The organism is Povalibacter sp., from assembly GCF_036520495.1.
Classification (GTDB): domain Bacteria; phylum Pseudomonadota; class Gammaproteobacteria; order Steroidobacterales; family Steroidobacteraceae; genus Steroidobacter.
In genome coordinates, this window is sequence record NZ_DATDJO010000050.1 from 1 (window position 1) to 24,371 (window position 24,371).

Here is a 24,371-nt window from a genome sequence, read left to right on the forward strand (position 1 = left end):
CATCAACGATGGCAAGATACGATCAGCGCGAGAATGGAAGTTGGCGATGAACCAGTTCGCTGTGCTGTACGGAGATCGCTTCGTCAGACCCGCGAACTAAATGCAAACCGCCTCGAACACAGAAAATCTGACACGTCCCGCGCGTGATCAATGGCGTTAGAGCCCTCTGCAAGCATTTCTCGGAGACCGACAGTGGAAATCTCGGCCATCGTCAAGAGCTCTGGAGCCGGACACGTAGTCTCTGTCCGTACCGATAGCGCGACCCAAACGCTTGCCATCCCCGGCAAGGATTCCGGCCCAGGATCCGGCGTAAACGGCGGCGAGTTCTTGCTGCTTGCGTTGGCGACCTGCTATTGCAATGACCTTTACCGGGAGGCATCGCGCCTGGGTATTCCCTTGTCCGGGGTGGAAGTCGAGGCTACGGCCGACTTCCCCGGTGTTGGCTTGGCGGCCACGAACATTCGGTATCGGGCCAACGTGTCGTCGTCGGCTGGTCCACCTGCCATCGCGGATCTGCTTCGGCAAACTGACGCAGTGGCAGAAGTGCACAACACTCTTCGCTCCGGGGTGCCGGTGGTTTTTATTGGGGATCTGCCGTGAGTCAGTGACCGGCCGGAGAGACGGGTAATAAGACAGGCAGTGCTCCTGGGTCCGGGTTCAGCTGTCGCGGAGTTCACTTGTCCTCGTACATTCGGGCACGAAGCTCTTGGAGCCCCACTGCCCAAGTCCGAGAATTGGTACGGAAGCGAAGCTCTGGCAGTACAGCTGCCTCAAACAGGGACCTGGCAGACCACCGCCCCCGGAGCGTTAATCGCAGTGAAGCTATTTTGGTGGAGTGCGGGTTTCCGACCGGGCATGGATTCGAATTTGAATGTCACGATCAGGGAACTGAGTGGTGCCACTGTCACCGCCGTGATCTCCAAGCCAACAAATGCACATGCTCCCTCTCTGGGCGGCTGCACCATGCTTACCGGTATCGACTTCCCTCAGCCAGGATGCTGGGAGATCGCCGGTCAATACCTGGGGCAAAGTCTGTCGTTTGTCGTTGAGACCGTCCAGGCGAGCAGTGGTGCCCAATAAGCGGTTGCAGCCGATCGCGCATAGAACGCGCTCCGGCTGAACCGTGACATTGGGCCGCTTGAGGAAATAGGAAATAGACTCAGCGGATCGAGATCGGAAGAAGGTCTGGAAGCAACGAGAGCGTGACTCCGCTCGCTCCGGATATGCGCTCGAACGAGCGCGTCATTGAATTCGTCGTGCTTCGAACTCGATGATGAGATCGACATCATCTCCCACCCAGCCGTTCGCGACGCCGTAGTTCATTCCCCACTCGCTGCGTTTCAGCGTGCCACGCAGCGACATGCCCATGACATACGGTTTCGATGAGCCGCCGATCGGATAGATGCCGCTCTTGTTGAGCGTGCCGGTAAGCCGTAACGGACGGCGCCTGCCCAGGAGCTCGAGCTCGCCATCGACCTGGAAGGTCTTATCGTCACTCCAGTTCGCAGAATCGGCGGTGAAGATCATGCGCGAAGTGCGGGAGGCATCCAGGAAATCGGAGCCGCGCAAGTGATCGTCGCGTTTGTCGTGGGCGGTGAACACGCTGCCGGTCTCGACGACCACGCGCACATTCTTGAGCGAGCGCGTAGCCTCATCGAAGGTGTAGGAGCCTGACGCTTGTCGAAAGAAACCCAGCGTGTTCGCATAACCGAGGTGTTTGACCAGGAAGCCGATCGTGAGGTGCTCTGGATCGAGCTCGTAGCGCTCCTCGGCTGCGTATGTATTCGCGCCGGCGAGGAGTGCCCAAAGGGCAACGCATGGGAAGCACAAACGCATTGCGTAGTTCCAGCCGGTACTCAAGCGGGGTTCACTGCGAACAGTATCGTTGCACGCCAGCATCTGGATCAACTCCTCACTGTCGGATCGTACGTCGGCGCAGGGTCACCGGGCCGCAAAGGGCACAGTGAAGTGTTTTGGGTGGTGGTGCTGTCCGGGGCCGGCGCTGCGAAGGCGTAGAGCAAGGACGGGCCGAGCTGATGCATGCCGCCGAGCGTCTCCCTGGCCGGAAGGAGACCGGAAACGAAGCCGCAGCTTCCGAGTGCGTCGATCACTGCCGGGTTGGTGCTGATCACGTGCACTGGAACGTCCCATGACGCGTTCAATCCGCTCACCATGGCGGGAGGTTGATGATCGCCGATGATGACAACGATCAGATCGTCACGCCGCTGCGTATGCAAATAGCCCGCGAATGTTCGCAGCGAATAGGCCACTGAGTTCGAATAGCTCGGCGACAGGTCGGTCCAATCGGGCGGTTGCGACAGCGAATCCCGCAAAGAGGCCTGGTCGAACGGTTGCGGGTCGAGCATCCGCGACCAGTCCGCTTGATACGGCGGAGTCGGGTGAAACGGCGCGTGCGTTGTGATGGTTGGGAAGAATACGAATAGCGGTCTGCGCTCGTTCGCTGCGCTCGTTCGAGGCGCGAGCTCCAGAGTTTCCAGCCTTGCCAGCGAGAATTGATCGGGGATGCGCCACCAGCCGAATGCCGGACCGCCATAGCCGAGCGACGCGTCGTCGTAGATCCGGTCGAAGCCGTAAAACCCGCCTTCGGGCCAGGGCTTTTTCAAGCCGGGCATGAGCCCGACACGTCGATACCCATGCTCGGCCAGCGCATCGCCGAACAGGCGACGGGATTGCGTCATCAGCAAGTTCCCACGGTTGGCATCTCGCACTTCGATGCCGGAGAGGAAATTCAGGTGCGCCAACCACGAGCCACCGCCGAAGGTGGGCGATTTGACAAATCCGGAGACGACGGTGCGACCAGTGTCGGTGATGGCGGCAGCCAGTTCGGCTCGCGCCGGCTCGAGTGTTTCGAACAGGTGGCGGTTGTCGTAAACCACGCGTCCGTAGGATTCGACGAAGATGACCAGCACGTCGCTGCCATCGATGAGCGATAGCGTGGATGACAGCGCCGGTGACGGTGGCAGCTGCTGCACGGTACCGCGCTCCAGCGCAGCGGCGCCAATCCTTGCGAACTGCTCTCCGAAGGTCTTGCTGATCGGCATGGCGAAGCGGGGAATGCGGGGCCGCTCTTGCGCCAGCTGTTCCTGCGTGAAACCGACGATGACCGCGATTGCGGCGACGGCTGCGACGGCGCGTACGAGCTGGAACTGCAGAGCACCGGTAATGCAGCGCCACGACCAGAGCGCAGCGAAGTGAAGCATCGTAAGGCCGGCAACGGCTGCCAGGATCGAGACAACGAGCAGCCCGGGAGAGGCAACGCGCGTCAGCATCGCAGTGACCGCGCCCAGATACTGAATGTCCCAGTAAAGATTCACCTGGCGGCCATAGAGGGCAGGCGCGGTCACCTCGGCATAACGAACGATCGCGCCGAGCACGAAGATCACTGCGAGTGCGACGAGCCATCGACGCGATATCGTGTATCCCACCTGCAGCCAGGCAGCCATCAGCAACACGATGCCGGCCAGCTCGATCGATAGCTCCTTGGATGGGCGTATGAAAACCGTCGGCCAGACGTTGTGAAACGTAACGAGTGCGTTGAGCAGGTAAAGCGCGGCGATGACCGCGAGCACACGCCACAGGCGAGTTGCGCCGGATGTCTGGCGGTTAGCCGACCTGATGGAACGATGCATCAGGTTGCCGCCGCCGACGTCAGGCCATGCCGCTTGAGCCACACGATGTCGACGAGGAATGACCAGGCAAGTGCGGCGAGGGCGCACGCGCACAGCACAGCACTGATATTTCTATCGACAAATGGCGCGATTGCTATCACCAGCGATACTGTTTGTAGTGCGGCGACGGCCTTGCGCCGATGGCTCGGGGGCAGTGGCTGCCGAAGCCAGGGTCGGACCCACGCGGCGATGACGAAAGCATAACGAATCAGCCCGGAGACAAGGACCCACGCGCCAGCCTTCTCGAACTGCCAGGCCAGTATGCTCAGCGTGAGTATCAGCAAGGCATCCGTTTCCATGTCGAAGCGCGCGCCGTAGGCGCTGCTCATCCGTGTCCGTCGCGCTGCCCAGCCATCGGCTGCGTCGAGAGCGGAGCTGACCATCGCCAGGCCTAGCGCGACAGCCTGGACTTGCGGCGTCGAGCGAGTGCCCACCAGGCCGAGCAGCACCAGCACCATGGTGCCGCGCGTCATGGTGATGAGGTTGGCTGCGCCAACGCGATCAAACGGATGATGAGTTCGCAAGGGACCGAACACGAGCAGGGTGGCGACGGTGACCAGGACCACGGTTCTCGACAGCAGCGTTCCGCCCAGATCGAGCATCGCATCCGCCATCCACGCCAACGTCACCGCAAACAGGATTACCGCTAGAATGCTTCGTAGCGCATTCTTCAGCAGCAGCCGGGGCCATTCATCCAGCATGTCCGATCGCTCTCTCTCGTTCTGGGTTACCGGGCCGGCCCACGGTGAGATCCGGCCACTGCCGCTCACCGCTCCGCGGGTCGGTGAGCTCATCGTACAGGCGCTCTTCAGCGGTGTCAGTCGCGGCACCGAGTCACTGGTATTCAACGGGAACGTCCCGTTGTCAGAGTACGCGCGGATGCGCGCTCCCTTTCAGGAGGGGGACTTCCCGACGCCGGTGAAGTACGGCTACTGCATGGTTGGCAGGGTGCTGCAAGGTGCGCCGGAGTATCAGGGGCGCGATGTGTTTTGTCTGCATCCTCATCAGGACCGCTTCGTGGTCCCGATCTCAGCGGTGCATCCGTTGCCGCCGGATGTGCCTGCGGGGCGCGCCGTGTTGGCCGCCAACATGGAGACGGCGTTGAATGCGGTGTGGGATGCCGGCGTGCTGCCGGGCGATCGTGTCAGCGTGATCGGTGCCGGCAGCGTCGGGTGTCTGGTGGCCTGGTTGGCCGCTCGCATTCCGGGCTGCACGGTCGAATTGATCGATATCAACCCGGCGCGAAAGGCGATCGCATGCAAATTAGGCGCTGAATTTGCATTACCTGACGACGCTCGTGGCGAAGCGGACGTCGTCGTCCACGCAAGCGGTTCTGAAGCGGGGCTCGGGCTCGCTTTGCGCCTGGCCGGCTTCGAGGCCACCGTTCTGGAGTTGAGCTGGTACGGCGATCGGCGAGTGAGCGTGTCGTTAGGCGAAGCATTTCATTCGCGTCGGCTGGTCCTCAAGTCCTCGCAGGTCGGGAACGTCGCCGGCGTCCGGCGGGCGCGTCGTACGCTAGACTCCCGACTACAGCTCGCCCTGTCTCTGTTGAATGATGCGGCTCTCGACGCGCTCATCAATTCAGAAAGCCGCTTCATGGACTTGCCACATACCATGCAGCAACTGTCCAGCGGGTCGGGCGATGTGATCATGCACCGGGTGAGGTACGACTGATGTATAGCGTTTGCGTTCGCGAGCACATGATGATCGCGCACAGTTTCAAAGGCGACGTGTTTGGGCCCGCACAACGGCTGCACGGTGCCACGTACGTCGTGGACGTCGAGTTTCGCAGACGCGAGCTGGATGCGGATTCGATCGTCGTCGACATCGGGCGTGCGAGCGAGGAGCTGAAGTCCATCGTTGCAGCTCTGAATTATCGAAACCTCGACGAAGTGCCGGAATTCCACGGACAGAACACCACGACGGAATTCCTCGCAAAGGCTATTTTCGATCGCCTCGCTGCTGCCGTGCATGCGGGCAAACTGGGTGAAGGCGCACGTGGAATCGAATCGTTGCGCGTGGCGCTGCACGAGTCGCACGTGGCGTGGGCAGCCTACGAGAATAGCCTTTGACGCAGTGGCGGATGCGCGGCTGGAAACCCGAATGACAAGGGGCCGTGCCCTGACCATGGTGCTGCCGGGCGATCTGCTCACCGCCACCGGCGGCTATGAGTACGATCGTCGCATGCTCGATGGTTTGCGACAGCTGGGCTGGAGCTCGAGTGTTGTTTCACTCGATCCCGGCTTTCCGACACCGACTCCGCGTGCGCTGGAAGACGCGGCAGAGCTGATCTCGGCGTTGCCCGCGAACAGTCTCGTCGTGATCGACGGGCTGGCGTTAGGCGCGATGCCGGACGTCGTGCATGCTCACAAGGATCGTTTGCGCATGGTCGGTCTAGTCCATCATCCGCTCGCGGCGGAAACCGGGCTGGCTCCGGAGCTTGCCAATCGGTTGTTCGGATCGGAGCGCCGAGCGCTGCAAGCCATGTGCAGCGTCGTTGTGACCAGCCAGCGTACTCGAGCAGCACTCGCTGACTATGACGTCGCGCCGGACCGGATATCCGTGATCGAGCCGGGAACCGATCAGCCAGTGACGGAGTCGCGCGACTGCGATGAACAGCCCAGCGGTACGGATGCTCCGGTGCGCATGCTTTGTGTTGCCACCATCACAGCGCGCAAGGGACATGAGTTGCTCATCGAGGCGCTCACCGAGTTGACCGATCTGAATTGGACACTCACGTGCGTAGGCAGCCTGGAGCGCAGCCCGGCGACTGTGCGTGCGTTGAGAGCGCGCATCGCGGCAGCGGGGTTGGAAGATCGCGTCGTGCTGATGGGTGAGATCGATGAAGCCGGGCTGAAGTCGCAGTTTCGTGCCGCTGATCTGTTCGTATTGGCAACATGCTACGAAGGCTACGGCATGGCCATAGCGCAGGCGCTTGTGCATGGCCTGCCGATCATCAGCACACGCACTGGCGCGATCGAGGAACTGGTGGGTCCCGATGCCGGCGCGCTGATAGAGCCTGGCGATCGCACCGCTTTGCGCGATGCGTTGTCGCGAGTGTTGTCCGATGCTGATCTGCGACGACGCTTTGCTGATGGCGCACGTGTGGCTGGCGCCAAGGTGCCGGACTGGGGCATGGCCTGTGAAAAGATGGCTGAGGTCCTGACCTGCGTTTCCTGCGCGCGGCCGGACGCGAGCGGAGCAATGTGATGGGTGGCTTCAGCGCCCAGTGGCTCGAGCTGCGCGAGCCTTTCGATTCACGTGCCCGTAGCCAGGAACTCGTGATCGCTCTGGGTTCGCTGCTACCGTTGCGACCGCTGCAAGTGTTGGACTTTGGAGCGGGTACCGGGGCGAACGTTCGCTACATGGCCCCGCTGCTTGAGGGCAGGCAGCACTGGCAAACACTGGATAACGACCGCGAACTGATCGCGCGGCAACCGTCGCAGCTCGCGGATGAGCGCTTCGAATGCAATGTCTCGCCACAGCATTTCGATCTTGCGGCTGGTCTTGAGTCGCTGCCGCTATCGGGATGTCAGCTCGTGACGGCCTCGGCGCTGCTCGATCTGGTTTCCGCTGCCTGGTTGGAGTCGCTGGCATTCCATTGCGCGGCGCTGGGTCTGCCAGCGCTGTTCTCTTTGAACTATGACGGGCGCGTGCAATGTCTGCCGGAGGACCCGGATGACAGTTGGATCATCGCACTGGTGAATCGGCATCAGCGGCTCGATAAAGGGTTTGGACCCGCGCTCGGCCCGGATGCCACCAGCCACGCATGTCGCGTGTTTGAATCACGCGGATTTCAGTCGCGTACCACGCCGAGCGATTGGGTGATCGGGCCCGAGGGCCAATCGTTGCAGCGGGAACTGATTGCGGGCTGGGTAGCAGCCGCCTGCGAGATGGCGCCTCAGGAAGCCACTTGCATCGAGCAGTGGGGCAAACGGCGCCACGCCCACGCGGAGGCCGGCAGGTCGCGGATTCAAGTCGGCCATCAGGATTTCCTGGCGTGGCCTAAAGCACTCTGCGGATGATCGGCGCGACGCTCTCGGCCGCGGAATGACTGCGCATGTCGCAGTCGAAGAGAATATCCCCACCTAACGCATAGACGCGCGGCGGCGGTCGCACGCAATCCTGCAGCTGTGCGGCGGAGGGGATACGCAGCCCGGGGCGACCTTCGCCAATAACAAAAGGAGCGACGACGATATGCATTCGATCGATCAATCCCGCCGCGAGGAAGGCTGAAACGGTGACACCGCCGCCTTCGACGAGAATGGTCCGCAGGCCCCGCGACCGTAACTCGCCCAATAGCGCAGGCAGATCCAGTTGACCGCCCAGTGTGGCGACCTCGAGCTCCTGCACGTTGGCGGACTCGAGTTCCGAAGGCAGCGGCACACCTCGAGCCCGGACCCGCAGTGTCGGGGCTTCGCCATCGCGAAACACACCTCGAGTGAGCGGTAGTCGCAGTTTCGGATCGAGCACGACACGCACCGGGTTCGGGCCGTCCACCAATCGTGTGGTCAGGCGCGGATTGTCGGCTGCAACGGTGCCCGCACCGACGATGACGCAGTCGCTGAGCGCGCGCAGACAATGCAGATGCACGATGCTCGTCGGCCCGGTCACGAAGTGAGAATGCCCACTCGCGGTAGCAATAAATCCGTCGAGACTTTGCCCAAGCTGGGCCAGGACCAAAGGGGGAGCGGGACGAGCCGCGAGTAGCGGCAGATACATATCCAGACAGACCTGGCGTTCGTCCGACGCGTCAAGGAGTGATCGCCAACCCTGATCGTATCTCAGTATCGGCCGCGCCGCGCGGGTGGCGGCCGGTGTCAGCTTCTCACCGTCAAACGCGAATAGCGCTCCATTTTCTATTTGATCGCCAGCGCGATTCGCAGCGGCCACCGCGCGGATCAGCGGCCATGCCTGTTCGTAAAGATTCGTCATAGACCCTGTTGAAGAATTCGCGGTACGCTGTTGGCGCGTGATCGCAGGGAAACTTCGCAGGGATGCTACCGTACCGGCCAGACGCATACTTGCAAAGACGCTCAACGTGCACGCAATAAACGGTGATCCGGCGCTAGTCGCCATCGAACGCGCCATCCATGAGTTACGTTGTGGGCGGGCTGTGTATTGCTGCGAAACAGACAGTTCCGGCACGGTTCTGCGCGGCATGCTGGTGGCCGCTGCTGAGAGGACATCAGCAGCCTTGTTGGCGCGCGTGGTGGCGCTGGCGGGCGAGGCTGATCCGGCGCTCGCGATCACCAGAGAGCGCGCCGACATCCTGGGTCTTTGCCCATCCACTGACCTGGCGAGCGGCCAGCGCGATGGCGCAGTGTTGAAAGGTCATGCGCTCAGATCGGAATCGGTCGTGGCATGGCTCGCCGGTGCACACCCTGGCAATTCCGAATCGATCGCATCGGGTCGCCGCTTGTCGGTGGAAGCAGGCGACGCATACACCGGCGCTACCCTGAAGCTGGCCAAAAGTGCTCGCTTGTTGCCCGCTGTCTTGATGGTCCCGTCACCGCCGCCGTCGAGCGACGTACTGACGATCACAACCGCTCAGCTTAAGCGGCTCGCTCCGTCGACAAGCCTCGATCTCGAGCGGGTCAGCGAGGCACGGGTTCCTCTCGCGGGTCACGAGGATTGCCGCCTGGTGTTGTTTCGGGACAATCGCGACGCTTCCGAGCATGTCGCGGTGCTGATTGGCTCGCAGCAACACGCGACTGTTCCGGTACGTTTGCATTCCGCGTGTCTGACCGGAGATCTGCTGGCCAGCTTGCGCTGTGAGTGCGGCGATCAGTTGCGAATGGCGGTTGATCAGTTGGCTGCCGTCGGTGGCGGCGTGCTGCTCTATCTTGCACAGGAAGGGCGCGGCATCGGGCTGGCGAACAAGCTCCGCGCCTACAGCTTGCAGGATACGGGAATGGATACCATCGAGGCCGACAGGCACTTGGGCTTCGGCGCGGATGAGCGCAGTTACCTTGCGGCGGCGAGCATGCTCAAGCATTTGGGCATGACGCGTATCAGGCTACTCACCAACAATCTGAACAAGATCGAGGGGCTGAGCAACGCAGGCATCGAAGTGGTGGGCGGTCAACGGCTGATCGGTGCGGTGAGCCGGCACAACGCTCGCTATCTGCATGCCAAGCGCGAACGAGCCGGGCATTTAATGCCCGAGATCAATCTGGACGAGTTCCTCTAGCCTGGTCGCCGGGTTTGTGTCGCAGTGTCGTCAGGGGAGTGCTCCGACACTCGTCAATGAGCGTTGCGAGTTTATCGGCCTGGTAGGACAACAACTGCGCTCCGCGTTCTGCATCTGCCCGAGCTGCATTTCCACAGACGCCGTTCGCGTTGAGGTCCTCGCTCATCCAGCCAAATCCAATGGGCTTTTCCGGACCGAGCAGCTCGTTGCGGGCTGCCATGTCGTGAGTGAGCGCTCTGAAGTCGGCGAGCGCCTGCTGGCGGACCAATTCCGGCCGCAAATGCAACATCAGCGATGTTTCCATTTCGCCGCCATGAATGCCGTGTCTTAACTCCTCTTCTTCGAACAGTGCTGGTGGACTGCCAAAGGAAAAGTAATTCGCGCGCACCACCAGCATTCCCAACTCCTGCCGCAATCGCAGCGCAGCCAGCTGCACGAGCGGGGTGTTCCCGCCGTGAGTATTGAGGATGACGAGCTTGCGCAGGCCGGTTCGCGCAACGCTGCGACCGATCTCCAGCCAAGTGGCGAGCAAGGGTTCCGCCGCGACGCTCAACGTGCCCGCAAACGAAACATGTTCCAGACTGTGGCCGATGGCCACCGGTGGCAGCACGAGCAGGCCTTCCCGCACTCTTTGCATCGTCAAACGCACTAATCCATCGCAGATGATGGCATCCGTGGCGAGCGGCAGGTGCGGCCCATGTTGTTCCACGGCGCTTACTGGCAGCAGCGCAACCGTGTCCTCAGGGTGTAGGTCGAGCAGGTCGCGAGTGGTGCAGTTCTCCCAGTAGCAGGTAGCGATCATCGCGTTAATGTAGCATCACAGCGCACGGATCCGCATTCCATGCGCGACGGCGTACTCCCCTTGCGAGGGCTCTCCAGTGCTCATTCATGAGCACTGATGCAGTGCATCTAGCGCTCAAGGACACTGAGTCCTAACCAGAAAAATTCCGTCGTATGACTGACGACTGGTTGCAGCTGTCCCAGCCAGTTGCTGCGATTGTAGAGCGCCTTCGCAATTAGATGCGTTACGCCGCTTGCTCTCTGAAGTTCGCCACCTGACGTGATCGACGAGTGCAGCGGACGTGAGCTTCAGTGCATTGCCAAGACCAAACGAATCCCGTTCCAGAAACTCAAGCTGTGATTGTTTGGTTCGCTGCCATCTGGAGATCTTTCTGAAGTCGTCGATGTACCAGCGGCTCAGGCTTTTTGGGGGACCGATCCCCAAACTGGCTGCGGGCCAGTTCGCCAGGGCTTTCCAGCGCGACTTCTCGAGCCTTGGCCCATTTCTCCGCGGCGGCGCAATGCATGAAAGTCTTCGCTTCGCTGTGAACCACGAACTTCCCTTTGCGCAAGTGAATCTGGGCCGTGTAGCGCAGCGTCCCATCAGATTTACGGCGCCGCCTGATAGTGGCCATACAATGTCCTGAAATTGGAGGGTACAAGGTATTCTTGTCACCTCTTTGTCCCCTCCGCAACCCACGAATCCCCCCAAATCCGCAGGAATCTCGCACAAACGCCGATGACGGAAAACGCTATAAAACTAGGCACTTTGGACGGAAAACGCAGTGTTTCTCTGGATCGGCGCATCAGCGTTGCCCCGATGATGGACTACACGGATAGACACTGTCGGTATCTGTTGCGGCTGCTGAGTCCGTCGGCTTTGCTGTACACGGAAATGATCACGTCGGCCGCTATCGTCCGGGGTAATGCGACCCGGTTGCTGGCTTTCGATCCTGCAGAGCATCCCGTGGCGTTGCAGTTGGGGGGCAGCGATCCCCGTGAGCTTGCTGATGCGGCGAAAGTCGGGGCAGACGCTGGTTACGATGAGATCAATCTGAATTGCGGTTGTCCCAGCGATCGGGTCAAGAGCGGGCGCTTCGGTGCGTGTCTCATGGGTGAGGCATCACTAGTGGCTGACGGTGTGGCGGCGATGCGCGATGTCGTCGATATTCCTGTCACCGTCAAATGCCGTATCGGCATCGATCCGTCGCCGTCGCCGCAGATGGATGAGTATGAATTTCTTCGCGACTTCGTGGGCACGGTCGCGCGGGCTGGCTGCGACACGTTCGTCGTGCATGCGCGCCGTGCCATCCTGAATGGATTGAGTCCCAAGGAGAACCGCGAGATTCCACCACTGCGCTACGACATAGCCGCGCGACTGTGCGGTGACTTTCCTGCGCTCACGTTTGTTGTGAACGGCGGTGTGCGTACGGTGGAGGAAGTGCGTTCTCACCTGGAGAATTTCGACGGCGCGATGCTGGGGCGCGAGGCCTATCACAATCCCTATGTGCTGGCGCATCTGCACCAGGCGTTGATCGATCCGTCGTGGTCGCTGCCTTCGCGCGAAGCCGTCGTCGAGCAGTACGCGACGTATTGCGGAGCGCGCATCGCAGAAGGGCAGCGACTGCGGACGATGGTGAGGCACATTCAGGGGCTGTATGCGGGACTGCCGAACGTGCGTGCGTGGAGGCGCTTCCTGTCGGAGCAGTCCGCGCAGCCGGCAGCGAACGCGGACGTATTGATCGAAGCACTACGGATCGTTGTCTGATCCGTCATTCCGTCTTCGATTGCAATCGACCGAAGTCTCCCTGTTTCGTGGCCGCGAGCCACGCGGTGACGGCAAACGCGGCCACGGATTGATCGAGCGTCCTGGCGTCGATCTTGGCCAGCGTATCGTTCGCGGTGTGGTGAATGTCGAAGTAGTTCGTCGCGTCGAGGGACAGGTCCAGCACGGGAACACCAGCTTCGCGCAGTGGCCGCAGGTCCGCACCCCCGGATGCGGTGTTCATGCCGCTTTCGAGGTTCAGCGGTTGCAGAACCTTGAGCATCTGTGAGATGGCCGGCAGCGCTTCCGGCGCCACGCGCGAATCGAGTCGCCACACGGGACCCTGGCCGAGATCGGCTTCGAACGCGACCACATGGCGATTCATTTCTTCACCGATCTGACGGGCATATTCGCGTGCGCCAGACAGTCCGAACTCTTCGTTGGCGAACAGCACGACCCGGATGGTGCGTGCGGGTTTGCGTCCGAGCCGACCGATCAATCGCGCGGCCTCCATCACGATGGCCACGCCCGCGCCATCGTCGACGGCACCCGGGCCCACATCCCAGGAGTCGAGGTGTGCGCCGAGCAGCACGACCTCGTCCGCGCGCTCACCGCCGGGAATTTCGCCGATGACATTGGCGGACCATGCCGGCGGCAACTCGCGGGCCGTCGAATGCAGGTGCAGTCGCACGGGTTTACCGGCGTTGACTTGTCGCGCGAGCAGGTCGGCATCAGGATTCGAAACGGCGAACGCCGGAATACGCGGCGCGTCGGCGCGATAGGTGAGGCCGCCTGTGTGCGCGATGCGATCGGGTGACGTGCCGACGGAGCGGATAACCAGCGCCACTGCGCCGAGGTCGGCAGCGATGCTCGGTCCCTGCGAGCGGATGGCCACTGTCGCGCCATAGCCGCTCGCATCGCGCGTGCGCTCCATGCGCTGATCGATGAAGACGATCCGGCCCTTCACGGCATCCGCCGACAAAGCCTTGAGCGCGTCGAGCGATTCCACGCGGACGACGGACGCTTCGATGCCTTCTTCGGCTGTGCCCACGCTGCCGCCGAGAGCCACCGCCACGAGCGGCTGTGGGAATGGCGCGAGAATCGATACTTCCGCTGTACCGCGCACCCAGCGCGGCACCAATACATCCTGTGTGCGGACCTGCGAGAACCCGAGCGTGCCCAATGTGTTCAGCGCCCACCGGACCGCGGCCGTATCGCCCGCGGACCCTGCGAATCGCGGGCCGACCTCCGTGACCAGCGAACTGACGTGCTCGTACGCCCTGGTCCCCTCCGTTGCGCGATCCCGCAGGGTCGCGGCGAGATCAAGATCCCCTTCCGACCAGTCTGCTGACATGACAAGGGCAGGGCACCACAGCGCCAGGCAGGCAAAAAACGCTGCAAAACGTGGAGGAAATTCAACCTTGGCAGTCATCGGGAGAACTCCGGTCGACGTGAACCCCTTCGGACGGGCGAGCTTATGTAGCGTTGTGTATATAATGCCAGCGCTTTCCGGCGATGTGCCGGGCAGTCCCGGCAGAGCCCGCTGTAGCGGCACAGGGCACGCCACTCCGGAGGAGTGCATTGCCGGTAATACGAACGATGGATCGGTCCGTTGCGATATCGCCATGGACCCCGGCGCGGATCCGCTGAGATTGAGCATCAAGAGGTCATGGGCAAAGACATCGAACTGGCCATTCTGTTCGCCGATGTCGTCGGCAGCACCCGGATCTATGAAGTCATGGGCGACCTGCGCGCGCGCGACATGGTGCTGACCTGCGTGGAGATCATGCGCTCGGCCACGGAACAGAATCACGGCACCGTGATCAAGACCATCGGCGATGAGATCATGGCGACGTTCCCCACGCCGAACGATGCGGTGAATGCGGCCAGCCGCATGCAGCACGATATCCGCACGCACTCAGGTCTCAAGGTCGAAGGTCAGTCCATCGCGATTCGCATCGGTGGGCACTTTGGTCCGGTGGTCCTCGAGAATCGCGATATTTTCGGTGCGGCCGTCCATACCGCGAATCGCATGACCAGCCAGGCGAAGGCCGGCCAGGTCATGATCACGAGCGCGATGGTCAGCCGGCTCGCGCCCGAGTGGCGCTCCTCGGTCCGGCAGATCGATGTGGCCACGCTGAAGGGCAAGACCAGCGAAGACGAGCTGTACGAAGTGCTGTGGCAGAAGGAAGACGCCACCAGCATGCTGCCCGCGATCGCGCTGAGTGCCGCGGTTTCGCGCGAAAAGCATCGCCCGCGGCGTCTGAATCTCAAATTCCTTGGGCAGGATCTCGTCGTCGACGATACCCACAGCAACATCACCATCGGCCGTGCCGAAGAGAACGATGTCGTCGTGAAGGGCAACCTGATCTCGCGCCTGCACGCGCGTATCGAGTTCAGCCGGGGCAAGTTCCTGCTGGTGGACCAGAGCACGAACGGGACGTTCGTCACCACGAAGGAGGGCGAGGAAGCCTTCGTTCGCCGCGACAGCATGCAGCTCAAGAGTGAAGGGATGATCGGGTTCGGCCGGGTGCCGGAAAACGGCTCGCCGCTGACGCTGCGGTACAGCTGCGAAGAGTAGGCTCTAGGGTCTAGCCCGGGCAGGAAGTGACCCGACAAGCCCGGCGAAGGTAACGCTCTGTCTCTTCAGGTCCAGGTAGCGCTGATCAAGTCGTCATCCTCGCGTAGGCGGGGATCCATCTTCCTGCTTCAAGTGGATACTGACCAACGGAAATCCCTGTGAGGCTGCCTGCGCGGCAACGACTAGAGAAGGGGCTTGATCAGCGTTTACCTGGCCCCTAGCCCCTGGCCCCTTCTTCCTTACCCCAGTCTCGCCGCCACGCTGCGCTGCTCTTCGCGCAGCTTCTCTGGCACGTGCTCCTGGAACTCATCGAGGTACTTGCCGATTGCCTCGATCTCCTGGCGCCAGGCCGGTACATCGACGGAAAGCAGTGTGCGCAGTGTGTCCTCGTCGATGTCGATGCCGTCGACGTTCAGATCGTCGGGGGAGGGCAGGTAGCCGATGGGCGACTCGATCGCTTCGGTCTTGCCGTCGCAGCGATTCGCAACCCACTGCAGCACGCGCAGGTTTTCGCCGTAACCCGGCCACATGAACTTGCCGTTCTTGTCCTGGCGGAACCAGTTGACGTGGAAGATGCGCGGCAGCGTGCTGGTCTTGCTCTCCAGCGACAGCCAGTGTTTCCAGTAGTCGCCGAAGTTGTAGCCGCAGAATGGTTTCATGGCCATGGAATCGCGGCGCACGACACCCATCTGGCCGACCGCGGCCGCAGTCGTTTCGGAAGCCATGCCGGCGCCGACCAGCACGCCATGCGACCAGCTGCGGGCTTCATAGACGAGCGGTGCGACTTCACGCCGGCGGCCGCCGAACAGGATCGCGGAGATCGGCACGCCATCAGGCGCTTCTGCCAGCGAGGAGTAAATCGGGTTCTGCCTGGCCGATACGGTGAAGCGCGAATTCGGATGCGCCGCCGCGCCCTGACCGGAGTAGGGCTTGCCCTGCCAGTCGGTGGCAGGAGTGCCGCTTTCCATGCCTTCCCACCAGGGCTGGTTGTCCGCGGTCAGTGCGACGTTCGTGAAAATCGTGTCGCGCTGAATCATGTCGTAGGCGTTCTTGTTGGTCTTGCGGTTCGTGCCAGGCACGACGCCGAAGTAACCGGCCTCCGGATTGATGGCGCGCAGCTGGCCATCCTTGCCGACCTGCATCCAGCAGATGTCATCGCCGACGGTCCAGATCTTCCAGCCCGGCATCGATTCCGGCGGCACGAGCATCGCCAGATTCGTCTTGCCGCAGGCTGATGGGAACGCGCCAGCGATATAGTGCGTGTGGCCTTCGGGGCTCTGGATGCCCATGATGAGCATGTGCTCGGCCAGCCAGCCTTCATCGCGCGCCTGCCAGCTGGCAATGCGCAGCGCATGACATTTCTTGCCGAGCAGCGCGTTGCCGCCGTAGCCCGAGCCCACGCTCTTGATCGAGAGTTCTTCGGGGAAGTGCATGATGAAGCGACGCTCGGGATCGAGATCGCCGATCGAATGCAGGCCTTTCACGAACGTGCCCTCGCGCTCGATGCGTCGCAGCGCCTCTTCGCCCATGCGCGTCATGATGCGCATGTTCGCGACGACGTAAGGACTGTCGGTGATCTCCACGCCGCAGCGCGAGTAGGGCGAGTCGATGGGGCCCATGCAGTACGGAATCACGTACATGGTGCGGCCGCGCATCGCGCCTTCGAACAGTGCGTCGATCTTGCGGTGCGCCTCCGCAGGATCCATCCAGATATTGTTGGGGCCGGCGTCCTCGCGCGAGCGCGTGCAGACGAACGTCAGGTGTTCGACGCGTGCGACGTCGGAAGGATTCGAGCGGTGCAGGTAGCAGTTCGGGTGGGTAGTGGGGTTCAGCTTGATAAGATCGCCGCTGGCGAGCATCACCTCGATCAGGCCAGCGTTCTCGGCGTCCGACCCGGTGCACCAATGGATTGAATCAGGCCTGGTCAGTCGTGCGATCTCTTCTACCCAACCATTCAGCGACGCATTCATGCTCATCTCGACGCAAACCTCCGACGGTGGCCGCCTGACAGACGGATCTGCAGGCCGCAAGAAAAAACCGGGAGTGGGAGTATACCGGGCGTCCACGCTGTCGTTGAACCTTTACTGACCTCCTACAATCGTCGTTATGTTCATGATTCTTCAGCCCGCATGTTCCTCCGAGCCGCCCCGGCCTGCAGTTCCGGGATCGCCATGATCCAGGGATTACGTGACACCGCGTTGTTCGACCGCCTGCAGATCGGCATGCGTTGCGTGGGCCTGGGACTTTTTGCCCTGTGCACCACTTTTCGGGCGACTGCTGCGGACGAGGTCGAAGTCACGCTGGTGGCCGAGGTGCGAGAGGAAGTGCCGGCCCCTGGCGGTCGGCGCATCGTACGCCTCGTTCCAGCCAGGACGCTGGAGCAGGGGCAGGAAATTTTCTACACCGTCCGCATCCGCAATCCCGCCAGCGTTGCCGCGAAGAATGTCGAGGTCGTGCAGCTCGTTCCCGAAAACACTCACTACGTGTCCGGGTCGGCGACCGGACCGGGTGTCGAAGTCAGCGTCTCTGCCGATGGCGGGCGGACCTTTGGCAAGGAAGGGCAGCTCACGGTCGTGGATCAGTCGGCCATCGCGCTGATGGAGGCCACGACCATCGATCCTGCAGCGCTCACGCGTCCCGCAAGGCCACAGGACTACACGCACATTCGTTGGCGTCTGCGTAATGCACTCGCCCCAGGCGCTGTTGCATTGGCGCGCTTCCGGGCGGTATTCCGCTGATGCACGACTGGGAAGAAATCTTCGGCGCAGACGGCCCTCTCGCGCGCTCGGTGCCCGGGTTCACGACGCGGCCCGAGCAGATTGCGATGGCTCAGGAGGTGTCCAGCGCGCTGCGCGCGGGTGGACGCCTGATCGTCGAAGCCGGCACCGGCACGGGAAAAACCTACGCATACCTGGTGCCGGTGCTGCTGTCGCGCAAGCGCGTGATCGTGTCGACGGGGACTCGCACGCTGCAGGATCAGCTGTTCCGCCGCGATCTGCCGACCGTCACAGGGGCGCTCGGTCTGCCGGTGCGGGTGGCGCTGTTGAAAGGGCGCACCAATTATCTGTGTCTGCACCGGCTCGAGCTCGCGGAACAGCAGGCGGTCGCGCGCGGACTGCGCCGCGAAGTCGCGACCGCGCTGCCCTACGTGCGCGACTGGGCCCAGATCACGCGCAACGGCGATATCGCGGAACTCGCGCGGTTCAGCGAATCCGAACCGGTGTGGCCGTGGGTTACGTCGAATCGCGATAACTGCCTCGGTGCGGAATGCAGCTTCTTCGATCGCTGTCACGTGATGAAGGCGCGGCGTGAAGCGCAGGCCTCCGATGTCGTCGTCGTGAACCATCATTTGCTGATGGCCGATCTGGTGCTCAAGGAGGAGGGCTTCGGCGATCTGTTGCCGGGGGCCGATGCCATCGTCATCGACGAGGCGCACCAATTGCCGGATGTCGCGTCAGCGTTCCTCGGCTTTGCCGTATCGGGCTGGCAGCTGCAGGCCCTGGCGCGCGATCTTGCGATCGAACTCGTGGCCAGTGCGACGCAGATCGATATCGCATCTTCGTTCGCACAGACACTCGAGCGACGCATCATCGATCTGCAGGACGCGCTCGGTACCGGTCAGCAGCGTCATGAATCCGGGCACTGGCCGAACGGAGTGATCGAATCCCTCGAGGCCTTGCAGTTTTCGCTCGGCGATCTCAACAAGGCGCTGGCCAATGTTCCGGCCGATCAGCCGGGGCTGGCATCGGTGCGCCGCCGCGCAGCGGATCTCGGTGCGCGGATGAGTCTGTTACTCGAACACGGGGATGAAGCAGCCGCGGCCAGCGTGCGTTGGGCGCAAGTGAATCGCAACGGCATTTCCTTTCACTACGTACCCGTCGATGTGGCCGAACAATTGGGCGACTTGATCGGTACGCACTCGAGTGCCTGGATCTGCACGTCCGCAACGCTGGCCGTCGGTGATGACTTCAATCACTTCATCCGTCGCGTCGGAATCGTCGAACCCGCGACGGCCAAGTTCGGCAGCCCGTTCGATTTCCAGCAGCAGGCGCTGTTGTACCTGCCCCAGGGGATCGATCCGCCGTCATCGTCCAGGCACACGCGCCAGGTAGTGGATGCCGCGTTGCCGGTGCTGCAGGCCAGTGGCGGGCGTGCGTTCCTGCTCTTCACGAGTCATCGCGCGTTACGCGAGGCGGCGGACGTGCTGCAGCAGCGACTGGGTTCGACTGCGCCGTATCCGATCCTGGTGCAGGGCGATGCCCCACGCGAGATTCTGCTCAAACGTTTTCGCGAGCTGGGTAACGCGGTGCTGCTGGGCACGAGCAGCTTCTGGGAAGGCATCGATGTCAAGGGTGCTGCGCTGTCGGTCGTCGTGATCGACAAGTTGCCGTTTGCGGTGCCCGACGATCCGGTGCTCAAGGCGCGTCTTGCCGCCATCGAGCGTCGCGGCGGCAATGCATTTTTCGAAGAGCAGGTGCCGCAAGCCGTCATCGCCTTGAAGCAGGGTGTCGGACGGCTGATTCGCGATCGCGATGATTTCGGCGTCATCATGCTCTGCGATCAGCGCGTGCGTTCGCGTGCGTATGGGCGCATCTTTCTGCAGAGCCTGCCGGCGATGCCGGTCACGACGCAGTTGCCCGAAGTGACCGGGTTCCTGACGACGCGCCTGGCCGAGATCGGGTTGATTGTTCCAATGACGAAGAGTGGTTCATGAAAGTTCTTGCCATCGACACGGCCACGGAGCGTTGCTCGGTGGCGTTGCGCATCGACGGACAGACGATCGATCGCGTGATCGATACGCCGCGTGGACATGCCGACATGATTCTGCCGCTGGTGCGCGATGTGCTGGCCGAGGGCGGGGTGCAACTCGCCGAACTGGATGGAATCGCTTACGGCCGCGGGCCGGGGGGCTTCACCGGAGTACGCATCGCCATTGGCGTCGTGCAGGGACTGGCGTTCGGCGCCGGACTCACGACCGTCGGAGTTTCCAATCTGGCCGCCGTGGCGCAGCAGGTGGCCCGGATCGGCGAACGCACACTGGTGTGCATGGATGCCCGGATGAACGAAGTCTACTGGGGTCTCTACGACTGCGCCGATGACGGATTGGTCGTCGGCGTCGGCATCGAGAGCGTCGCGGCTCCTGCGTCCGTGAGCATCGCTATCGGTAATGTCATGCGCGCTGCCGGCAGCGGCTTTGCTGCCTATCCGGAACTCGCACAGAGGTTTTCCGACCTGTCGCCGGTCCATGCATTGCCGCGCGCAATGGAAATCGCTCTGCTGGGCGAGGCATCCTTATTGAGAGGAGAGGGCCGGCCGGCGCATGAAGCGCAACCGGTGTACCTGCGTGACAACGTGGCGATCGCCAAGAAGTGACATGTGACAGGAGTGCGGTATTCACCGTAGGGGCTGCGGCCTTCATCGGACTGTAACAATCGATTGCTGTAATGTTGCAGACAAACGACCCCGCTCATCTCGTTGAATTGCTTTAATTCATGGCAGCCAGACAGATTCTGATCGTTGAAGACGAACGCCCGATCCGGGAAATGATTGCGTTCGGATTACGCCGCAGCGGCTTCGAAGTCCGCGAGGCGGCCGATGTCAGTGCTGCACGGGCGAGCATCGCCGATCGCCGGCCCGACCTGGTTCTGGTGGACTGGATGCTGCCCGAAATGAGCGGGCTCGAACTCACGCGGGCGTTGAAGCGTGACAAGGAAACGCAGGAAGTGCCGGTCATCATGCTCACGGCGCGTGCGGATGAGCAGGACAAGGTGCTGGCTCTGGACGGCGGCGCTGACGACTACGTCACCAAGCCCTTCTCGCCGCGCGAACTGCTGGCGCGGATCAATGCGGTGCTGCGTCGTTCAGCGACCGGCAGCGCGGAAGAAGTGATCGACGCCGAAGGACTCGTACTGGATGCAGGCAGTCACCGGGTCACGGTCGGCGAGCGCACGGTACAGCTCGGTCCCACCGAGTATCGCCTGCTGTCGTTCTTCATGACCCACGCGGAACGGGTGTACAGTCGCACGCAGCTCCTCGACCGGGTATGGGGCGGCAATGTTTATGTGGAAGAGCGGACCGTCGATGTGCATATTCGCCGCCTGCGCAAGGCACTCGAGGCCTTCAACTACGATCGCTTCATCCAGACAGTGCGCGGTTCCGGTTACAGGTTCTCGACGCGCGCGGAGTAGCGCGTGAAATTATTCAGCCGAGTGTCCTCCGCCGGCTGGCAGGCGGCCACGCGATTCGCCATTGCCATTGTGCTGGCATCACTGGTCGGACTCATCATCGGGCGCACCTGGATGGTGCTGGCGCTGGTGCTTGGCGTTTACCTGCTCGTCCAGTTCTGGAATCTGCTGCGTCTCGAACGCTGGCTGTCGCATCGTCGCGTCGAACTGCCGCCCGATATCAGCGGTCCCTGGGGCGAGGTCATTGCCATCGTCGACCGTCTCTATCGTCGCAAGAACTATCATCGTGCGCAGGTCACGGGTCTGCTGCGCGAATTCCGCCGCCTGACGACGGCGATGCCGGAAGGGGCAATCCTGCTGGGGTCCGAACACGAGATCCTCTGGTTCAACGGTCGTGCGGCCGGCTGGCTCAACCTGCATCGCAAGCGCGATGTCGGTATCCGCATCGAGAATCTGATCCGGCACCCGGCCTTCGTCGAATATCTCAAGCACGGCCGGCCTGTCGATGGGGTGGTCGTGTACGAGCCGGTCGACGGTGGTCATTATCTGTCAATCACCGTGGTGCGGACGCGGGGATCGCAGCGTCAGTTGCTGATCGTGCGCGATGTCAGTCGCGAAATGCGCATTGAGTCGATCCGCAAGGACTTCGTGGCGAACGCATCGCACGAATTACGTTCGCCGCTGACGGTGATCTCCGGATATCTCGATGCGTTGTCGGACGACCAGAGCCTCGATCCGGCGTGGCACTCGCCGGTGCTCGAAATGCGCCGCCAGGCGGAGCGCATGAGCAGCATCATCAGCGATCTGCTGGAGCTGTCGAAGCTGGAGTCGGGGGATCGTCGCCATATCGAGCGCCCCGTGGATGTGGGCGGCATGCTGTCGCTCCTGCGGCGGGAAGCGACCTCGGCAGAGCAGGGTTCGCATTCGGTGACATTGCAAGCCGATGAAGATCATTGGCTGCTCGGCGCCGAGAGCGAGATCCATTCGATCGTGTCCAATCTGGTGTCGAATGCGGTGAAGTACACGCCGCCCGGCGGTGAGATATCGCTGCGCTGGTGGGTGGACAAGGACGGCGGCCATGTCAGCGTGCGTGACACGGGTGTAGGCATCGCCGAGGAGCACATCCCGCGGCTCACCGAACGCTTCTATCGTGTCGATTCCGGCCGTTCGCGCGAGATGGGAGGATCCGGATTGGGTCTGGCCATCGTCAGGCATGCTTTGAACCGGCACGAAGCCACGCTCAACATCGAAAGCGTCGAAGGCAAGGGAAGCACGTTCACCTGTCACTTTCCGCCGCATCGCGTGATCTCGCGCGCGGCCGTCGAGCAAGCGGCGGCACTCCAGGCCTGAGGTCAATGGCGCGACTCAAGCGCGTGCGCGCATTGCAGATCCAGGATCGAGAAATTCCCCGTGGAGATCGTGGATCCGTCTCCGCTGGCTTAACCAAGCGCAGTTGAGTCTTCGAGATGCGTTTGCGAGGACGCGCCGATACGAGTAAATCCAATCGCAACGTGACGGCAACATGACTGCAATGTTGGCTTCCCAGACTACACAAATCATTCCTGGTGTCGTCTTGGGAGGCGGATTAGATGAGAGCTTTCAATTGGGTCGTTGCAGGTGCAGTGGCGGTGGCTCTGGCGGGATGTGGCGCGGATGAAATTTCTTCGGCGGGCAGTGCGGGCAACGTCACCATCACCAATCCGCCTGCGACCAATCCAACGCCTGCGCCGGATCCGGATCCGCAAGGTGTGGAGCCCGCCAACGGCTGTCCCACGATCGCTGATCCGGCAGGCCTGAGAGACGACGGCACCATCACCGGACCGACGGGGACCTATCGCGTCTGCGCGTTGCCGAATCGACTGAATGTCAGTGTCACGCTGAACCGCGTTCCCGGTCTGTTGTATGCGCTGGACGGCCGTGTCGATGTTGGAGTCGATCGCGGCGCCGCACCGACCGCCGATGCGCCCGTCGTCCTGACCATCCAGCCAGGTGTCGTGGTCTTCGCGAAGACAGGCGTGTCGTGGCTGGCGGTGAACCGCGGCAACCGTATCCAGGCGGCCGGTACGGCGACGCAGCCGATCGTGTTCACCAGTCGCGACAACGTGCTGGGTCTGACCAACGATGACGCCCAGGGTCAATGGGGTGGTGTCGTATTGCTGGGTCGCGCGCCCATCACGGATTGCACGGTTGCTCCGGCGGCGACACCGGGAACAGTCAATTGCGAGCGGCAGACCGAAGGTTCGGTGGATCCTGCTTACTACGGCGGCGCGACGCCCAACGACAACAGCGGCACGATCCGTTACGTGCAGATCCGTTACTCCGGCTATGTTCTTTCCGGCAACAGCGAACTGCAGTCGCTGACGCTCGGAGGCGCAGGCAGCGGCACGACGATCGAATACTTCCAATCCCACAACAGCTCCGACGACGGCTTCGAAAATTTCGGCGGCACTGCGCCCATGCGCCGCGTCGTCGTGACCGGCGCGGATGACGACGGCCTCGACCTCGATGTCGGTTACAAGGGCACGATCCAGTACGTGATCGCGGTCCAGAAGACCTCCGGCGCTGCGGACTCCATGATCGAGCTCGACTCCGCCAACGCGCTCGAGGATCAGACGCCGCGCACACACCTGAAGCTCGCCAACTTCACCGTCGTCCATCGTAATCCGGCGAGCGGCAACAACGCCGCCATGCTGTTCCGCGGCAAGGCGGATGCGACTCTGGTGAATGGTGTGGTGACCAGCCCGATGGCGTGCCTGCGCCTGAATGGCAGCAACATCCTGACGGCCGATGCTGCTACGGAAAAGGCGGGCCCGCCGCTGTTCCAGTCCGTTGTCATGCAGTGTGCCGCAGCGCCGTTCGTCGGTTCGGGCGGTGTCACGGCTCAGCAGGTGGCGGATACCTTCAGCGCGGGCACCAGCGTCAGTGCTGCGTTCACGGCGACGCTGACCAATACCTTCGTCAATGGTGCAAGCGAGGCAGCGGCGGTGGCCGCGGATCCCAAGCTCGTGGATGCCGCGTTCGACACGACCAACTACGTCGGCGCCGTCAAGGATGCCAATGACACGTGGTACGCAGGCTGGACCTGCAACTCGGTGATCGCGAACTTCGGTTCGACCAGCACGGCTTGCACGTCGCTGCCATCGCTCGCGCAGTAACAGCAACTCCGCGTGCGGCGAGT

Annotated in this window: 22 protein-coding genes; 14 read left to right on the forward strand and 8 right to left on the reverse strand. The window is 62.3% G+C overall.

The features are described 5' to 3' along the window. Positions 1-192: 192 nt before the first annotated feature. A complete protein-coding gene (locus VIZ63_RS17565) occupies positions 193-600 on the forward strand; it encodes an OsmC family protein (protein WP_331610990.1) in 408 nt (135 codons plus the stop codon). 642 nt (positions 601-1,242) lie between these two features. Here VIZ63_RS17565 and VIZ63_RS17570 read toward each other — a convergent pair. From VIZ63_RS17570 to VIZ63_RS17580, 3 genes are read right to left on the reverse strand one after another with little or no spacing between them, the layout of a single operon-like run. After that, complete coding sequence (locus VIZ63_RS17570) at positions 1,243-1,860, reverse strand: YceI family protein (RefSeq protein WP_331610991.1); 618 nt, start codon at positions 1,858-1,860, stop codon at positions 1,243-1,245. A gap of 44 nt (positions 1,861-1,904) precedes the next feature. Then, the gene (locus tag VIZ63_RS17575) at positions 1,905-3,650 is read right to left on the reverse strand and encodes a sulfatase-like hydrolase/transferase (RefSeq protein WP_331610992.1); all 1,746 of its coding nucleotides are present in this window, start codon (positions 3,648-3,650) and stop codon (positions 1,905-1,907) included. Continuing rightward, positions 3,650-4,390: a CDP-alcohol phosphatidyltransferase family protein gene (locus VIZ63_RS17580; protein ID WP_331610994.1), complete on the reverse strand. Its 741-nt coding sequence runs from the start codon at positions 4,388-4,390 to the stop codon at positions 3,650-3,652. Before VIZ63_RS17580 ends, VIZ63_RS17575 begins: the two co-directional genes overlap by 1 nt. On the opposite strand from VIZ63_RS17580, the gene VIZ63_RS17585 reads away from it, so the two are divergent. Genes VIZ63_RS17585 through VIZ63_RS17600 form a run of 4 tightly spaced genes read left to right on the forward strand, consistent with a single transcriptional unit; the run spans position 4,389 to position 7,714 of the window. Then, positions 4,389-5,363: a zinc-binding alcohol dehydrogenase gene (locus VIZ63_RS17585; protein WP_331610996.1), complete on the forward strand. Its 975-nt coding sequence runs from the start codon at positions 4,389-4,391 to the stop codon at positions 5,361-5,363. The two genes, VIZ63_RS17580 and VIZ63_RS17585, sit on opposite strands and share 2 nt — an antisense overlap. Beyond that, the gene (locus VIZ63_RS17590; protein ID WP_331610997.1) at positions 5,363-5,761 is read left to right on the forward strand and encodes a 6-carboxytetrahydropterin synthase; all 399 of its coding nucleotides are present in this window, start codon (positions 5,363-5,365) and stop codon (positions 5,759-5,761) included. Before VIZ63_RS17585 ends, VIZ63_RS17590 begins: the two co-directional genes overlap by 1 nt. Before the next feature lie 31 nt (positions 5,762-5,792). Further along, on the forward strand, positions 5,793-6,899 hold the full coding sequence (locus tag VIZ63_RS17595; RefSeq protein WP_331610998.1) for a glycosyltransferase family 4 protein: 1,107 nt from the start codon (positions 5,793-5,795) through the stop codon (positions 6,897-6,899). Further along, a complete protein-coding gene (locus VIZ63_RS17600) occupies positions 6,899-7,714 on the forward strand; it encodes a hypothetical protein (RefSeq protein ID WP_331610999.1) in 816 nt (271 codons plus the stop codon). Before VIZ63_RS17595 ends, VIZ63_RS17600 begins: the two co-directional genes overlap by 1 nt. On the opposite strand, the gene VIZ63_RS17605 is transcribed toward VIZ63_RS17600, so the two are convergent. Next, a complete protein-coding gene (locus tag VIZ63_RS17605) occupies positions 7,695-8,624 on the reverse strand; it encodes a RibD family protein (protein WP_331611000.1) in 930 nt (309 codons plus the stop codon). The two genes, VIZ63_RS17600 and VIZ63_RS17605, sit on opposite strands and share 20 nt — an antisense overlap. 37 nt (positions 8,625-8,661) lie before the next feature. Between VIZ63_RS17605 and VIZ63_RS17610 the strand changes: the two genes are divergently transcribed. Further along, positions 8,662-9,882 carry a GTP cyclohydrolase II gene (locus VIZ63_RS17610; protein ID WP_331611001.1) on the forward strand — a complete coding sequence of 407 codons (1,221 nt, stop codon included), beginning with the start codon at positions 8,662-8,664 and terminating at the stop codon, positions 9,880-9,882. Here the strand turns inward: VIZ63_RS17610 and VIZ63_RS17615 are convergent. Next, entirely contained in the window at positions 9,860-10,684 is an 825-nt protein-coding gene (locus VIZ63_RS17615) for a creatininase family protein (protein WP_331611002.1), read from the reverse strand. The genes VIZ63_RS17610 and VIZ63_RS17615 overlap by 23 nt on opposite strands. A gap of 328 nt (positions 10,685-11,012) precedes the next feature. Then, complete coding sequence (locus tag VIZ63_RS17620) at positions 11,013-11,297, reverse strand: hypothetical protein (RefSeq protein ID WP_331611003.1); 285 nt, start codon at positions 11,295-11,297, stop codon at positions 11,013-11,015. Positions 11,298-11,401: 104 nt separating this feature from the next. Here VIZ63_RS17620 and dusA point away from each other — a divergent pair, with 104 nt between their 5' ends. Then, on the forward strand, positions 11,402-12,430 hold the full coding sequence (dusA, locus tag VIZ63_RS17625; RefSeq protein WP_331611004.1) for a tRNA dihydrouridine(20/20a) synthase DusA: 1,029 nt from the start codon (positions 11,402-11,404) through the stop codon (positions 12,428-12,430). Between the two features lie 4 nt (positions 12,431-12,434). Here the strand turns inward: dusA and VIZ63_RS17630 are convergent, their stop codons facing one another. Beyond that, positions 12,435-13,781 (reverse strand): M20/M25/M40 family metallo-hydrolase, encoded by a 1,347-nt coding sequence (locus VIZ63_RS17630; protein ID WP_331611005.1) that lies wholly within the window; start codon positions 13,779-13,781, stop codon positions 12,435-12,437. Positions 13,782-14,096: 315 nt separating this feature from the next. On the opposite strand from VIZ63_RS17630, the gene VIZ63_RS17635 reads away from it, so the two are divergent. Beyond that, positions 14,097-15,008, forward strand: coding sequence for an adenylate/guanylate cyclase domain-containing protein (locus tag VIZ63_RS17635; protein WP_331611007.1), 912 nt, complete (start codon positions 14,097-14,099; stop codon positions 15,006-15,008). A 239-nt stretch (positions 15,009-15,247) separates the two neighbouring features. On the opposite strand, the gene VIZ63_RS17640 is transcribed toward VIZ63_RS17635, so the two are convergent. Continuing rightward, positions 15,248-16,984: a phosphoenolpyruvate carboxykinase (GTP) gene (locus VIZ63_RS17640; protein ID WP_349261217.1), complete on the reverse strand. Its 1,737-nt coding sequence runs from the start codon at positions 16,982-16,984 to the stop codon at positions 15,248-15,250. Positions 16,985-17,179: 195 nt separating this feature from the next. Between VIZ63_RS17640 and VIZ63_RS17645 the strand changes: the two genes are divergently transcribed. The 6 genes from VIZ63_RS17645 to VIZ63_RS17670 all read left to right on the forward strand — a co-directional run bounded on the left by VIZ63_RS17645 (position 17,180) and on the right by VIZ63_RS17670 (position 24,348). After that, positions 17,180-17,746 (forward strand): hypothetical protein, encoded by a 567-nt coding sequence (locus VIZ63_RS17645; protein ID WP_331611009.1) that lies wholly within the window; start codon positions 17,180-17,182, stop codon positions 17,744-17,746. Next, positions 17,746-19,722, forward strand: coding sequence for an ATP-dependent DNA helicase (locus tag VIZ63_RS17650; protein ID WP_331611010.1), 1,977 nt, complete (start codon positions 17,746-17,748; stop codon positions 19,720-19,722). The genes VIZ63_RS17645 and VIZ63_RS17650 overlap by 1 nt, the downstream gene beginning before the upstream one ends. Further along, positions 19,719-20,381: a tRNA (adenosine(37)-N6)-threonylcarbamoyltransferase complex dimerization subunit type 1 TsaB gene (gene tsaB / locus VIZ63_RS17655; RefSeq protein WP_331611012.1), complete on the forward strand. Its 663-nt coding sequence runs from the start codon at positions 19,719-19,721 to the stop codon at positions 20,379-20,381. The genes VIZ63_RS17650 and tsaB overlap by 4 nt, the downstream gene beginning before the upstream one ends. Before the next feature lie 119 nt (positions 20,382-20,500). Then, positions 20,501-21,196 carry a phosphate regulon transcriptional regulator PhoB gene (phoB, locus tag VIZ63_RS17660; RefSeq protein WP_331611013.1) on the forward strand — a complete coding sequence of 232 codons (696 nt, stop codon included), beginning with the start codon at positions 20,501-20,503 and terminating at the stop codon, positions 21,194-21,196. A 3-nt stretch (positions 21,197-21,199) separates the two neighbouring features. Continuing rightward, a complete protein-coding gene (phoR, locus tag VIZ63_RS17665; protein WP_331611014.1) occupies positions 21,200-22,543 on the forward strand; it encodes a phosphate regulon sensor histidine kinase PhoR in 1,344 nt (447 codons plus the stop codon). Between the two features lie 239 nt (positions 22,544-22,782). Further along, on the forward strand, positions 22,783-24,348 hold the full coding sequence (locus VIZ63_RS17670; RefSeq protein ID WP_331611015.1) for a hypothetical protein: 1,566 nt from the start codon (positions 22,783-22,785) through the stop codon (positions 24,346-24,348). Positions 24,349-24,371: the final 23 nt, after the last annotated feature.